Consider the following 582-nt stretch of genomic DNA (forward strand, 5'->3'; position numbering starts at 1 on the left):
CCCGGGGCGTCGGCCACCTCGCGTGGCGGCCGCCCTCGTGGCGGTGCCGGCCCTGACCTGGCTGGTGGCGGCGCTGTCGTCGCCGCTGGCGGACGGGCTGCGGCTGCTGCGCGATGCCGCCTGGATCCAGGTCTTCACCCGGCCCGTCCACGCCTACCTGACCGAGCACGCGGACGGGCTGGCCGTCACCGTGGGGCAGATCGAGTGGGCCTGGGTGGTGACCGGTTGCGCGATGTGGCTGCCGGCGGTGCTGTGGCGGTCGTGGGGCACCCGGGTGGGCTGGACGATGTACGGCATCGCGGGCCTGACGATGGTGGCCGCCGGCAGCTCGCCGCAGACCCGCTGGGCGGCGACCGGCGTCACCGCGGCCTATTGGGCGATGCTCACGCTGCCCATGCTGTACCGGGGCCTTCCCCGGTTCCGCGGGGAGGGCCGCCGGACCCTCGGATCGCGGGCGGTCACGCGTCACCGGCGGGAACTGGCCGCCGTGCGCAGACGGCTGGACCGGCTGGAGGCCACCGCCTGGGTCCCGGCCCCCGGCGCGCCCGCCGTACAGGCCCGGCACATCTGGCCGCCCGGCGG

1 protein-coding gene is annotated in these 582 nt (G+C 77.1%); it reads left to right on the forward strand.

Going from position 1 to position 582, the window contains the following annotated elements; all coding sequences use genetic code 11:
* Window positions 1–22: 22 nt before the first annotated feature.
* A partial coding sequence (locus ACWJ6R_RS37765) for a hypothetical protein (protein ID WP_449066772.1) occupies window positions 23–582 on the forward strand: 560 nt, incomplete at its 3' end.

This window comes from Planomonospora algeriensis (assembly GCF_977012225.1).